This window comes from Deferribacterota bacterium, assembly GCA_034189185.1.
Taxonomy (GTDB): Bacteria; Chrysiogenota; Deferribacteres; order Deferribacterales; family UBA228; genus UBA228.
Window position 1 is genome coordinate 1 of the sequence record JAXHVM010000216.1, and the last position, 2,602, is coordinate 2,602.

Annotated in this window: 2 protein-coding genes; both read left to right on the forward strand. The window is 25.8% G+C overall.

The genetic code is table 11. The features are described from left to right. The first annotated feature begins 354 nt into the window (after window positions 1–354). Window positions 355–1,794, forward strand: coding sequence for a ComEC/Rec2 family competence protein (locus SVN78_10090; GenBank protein MDY6821956.1), 1,440 nt, complete (start codon window positions 355–357; stop codon window positions 1,792–1,794). Further along, window positions 1,784–2,557, forward strand: coding sequence for a sulfur carrier protein ThiS adenylyltransferase ThiF (gene thiF, locus SVN78_10095; protein ID MDY6821957.1), 774 nt, complete (start codon window positions 1,784–1,786; stop codon window positions 2,555–2,557). The genes SVN78_10090 and thiF overlap by 11 nt, the downstream gene beginning before the upstream one ends. The last annotated feature ends 45 nt before the right edge of the window (window positions 2,558–2,602 follow it).

Consider the following 2,602-nt stretch of genomic DNA (forward strand, 5'->3'; position numbering starts at 1 on the left):
TGCCACAGCTTTCATGCCACAATCTTTAACTTTATTAAAAAGCTTATCCAAGCTAATTGCTCCATCTAAAAAGGAATAAGCCGTATGCATATGCAGATGAACAAAATTCTTCTCTTCCATTAATTACCCCTTTTATAGATTTTAATATAACTATAAAACTTATATAATTAAATTGCCACTATGAATTTTTTTTATCTTAAAAAAATTGCTTCTACTAAAAAAACTGAGTTATTTCTTATTCTTAATATTCTTGTTGCCCTATATGCAACCCAAAATTTATATCTCTACATTATAACAATTTTTATCCTAATTATTTTATTTTTCAAAAAAAGATTAGGGTTATCAATTATTATTTTGATTTTATTTATTAAAATATTCTCTGGATATACCTTTTTAATAATTGATGTAATTAATACTAAAACAAGTGGCATAACATATTCAACTACAAAAGGGCCTTTAAATTTAAAAGATTATTATGATCCAGGGACCTTAATAATTAAATATAAAAAGGATGCCATAAAGGATATAAAAATCCCTTTTTTATCAAATATATTAGAATTTCGAAAAGAATATTCAGCAAGGTTATTTAAAGAGTCAAAAAGTAAGTTGCGATTAGCACAAGCACTTATAGTTGGCGATAGAGATTTTCTCACAACTGATATAAAAGATAAATTAATAATAGCTGGTGTATATCATCTATTAGCAATATCAGGTCTACATGTAGGAATAATCTCTACATTTTGTTTTTTACTCCTATTTTTTTTACCTAGAAAGCTTAAATATCTCTTTATTATTATAGTGCTATTCTTTTATATGCCTTTGACTGGCTTTAAGGTACCTGTTATTAGGGCATCAATTACGGGGATTTTTATTATGTTATTATTTATCTTTGATATAAAAGTTAATTTTAAAAAATTCATACTACTACTTGCGGCAATATTTATAATGATTAACCCAAAAATTACTACAAATATCTCATTTATACTCTCATTTACCGCCACAGCGGGGATTATATATCTAGGTTTCTCTAATAAAAATAAAACATTAAATAGCTTTTATATTAGTATAGCTGCCCAAAGTGTTATAATGCCAATATCTTTATACATCTTTGGTATGTTCAATATTGCTTCAATGCTTAACACAATTTTATTACTGCCTATTATAAATATTTATGTTATGCTGGGCTTATTATCACTTTTCTTCAGTAAATTATTAATAATACCATTAATTTATTGCGAACACATTACAAAGACTCTTATTAATTTTTTATATATTTCAACGTATCCATTATTCACAATTTATAAAATAGATTTATTATTACTTATAATATCAACTATATTTATAATAATTATATTCTATTTACCCAAAGCACGGTTTTCCATCTTATTGTTGTATTTATTGTTACTAACTAATAATTACTGTGAAATAAATGAAAAAAATTTATTATACCTTTATGATGATAATAAAAATATTTATATTTATACCTACAATGATTATAAAAATTATATATACTATAAAGGCAATTATAATATATATAGATACAAGTTATTACCTGAGCTAGCTATAAAAAAGATTAAATCTTTCGAAGGCGGGATGGTAAATGTGCAAAATGGAGAAAATTATTATATAAAAGTAAAAAATATCTCTGATAACTATATTTGTGTAAATAAAAATGAAAAGGGTAATTGTAAAATCCTATATGATAGAGTGAAAGCTATGCTTGAAATAAAAAATAGTGATTGTAAGTATAAAATAAAAAAAGATAGAATAAATGCTATAAATTATGCGTATTAATTGTAATGGTAAAATTATTGAAGTACCAGAAAACACAACTATTTATTCAGTAAAAAAGAAATTCAAAAATGATGCTGATATTATAATATTAAATGGCCACATAGTAGAAAGAGACTACAAGCTAAAGAATAACGATGAAATATTTCTTATAAAAAAAGGTGAGCAACCTAATAAAGATGAGTTAATGTATTTGCTTGTAGCTAGACATTCACCAAAGATATTTAATAAATTGATCAAATCGGTTATAACAATAGCTGGCTTAGGCGGTATTGGCTCAAACTGTGCAGCAATATTAGCCAGAATGGGAGCTGGGTCATTAATATTAGTTGACTATGATATTGTAGAGCCATCAAATTTAAACAGACAATACTATTTTATAAATCAAATAGGAATGGCAAAGACAACCGCTTTAAAAGAGACCCTTAATAAAATAAATCCTTACCTAAAATACATTACCTATAATGAAAAAATAGATGAGGGGAATATAGAAAAATTTTGTAAAAACTCTGATATTATACTTGAAGCCTTTGATAAAAAGGAAGCAAAAACAGTATTTATAAATAAATGCATAAAATTATTCCCAAATAAAAAGATAATTGGTGTTTCAGGTGTTGCAGGTCTGTCAAACGCCGAGGATATAACAATTCAGCAAATATCAGATAATCTATATTTAATTGGTGATTTTATATCAGAGGCAAGAGTTGGGCAGCGACTGTTACCCTTGAAGCCATTAGTCCTTGCCCAACTCTTGCCTCTGATATAAAATCACCAATTAAATATAGATTATCTGATATTTGCTGAATTGTTA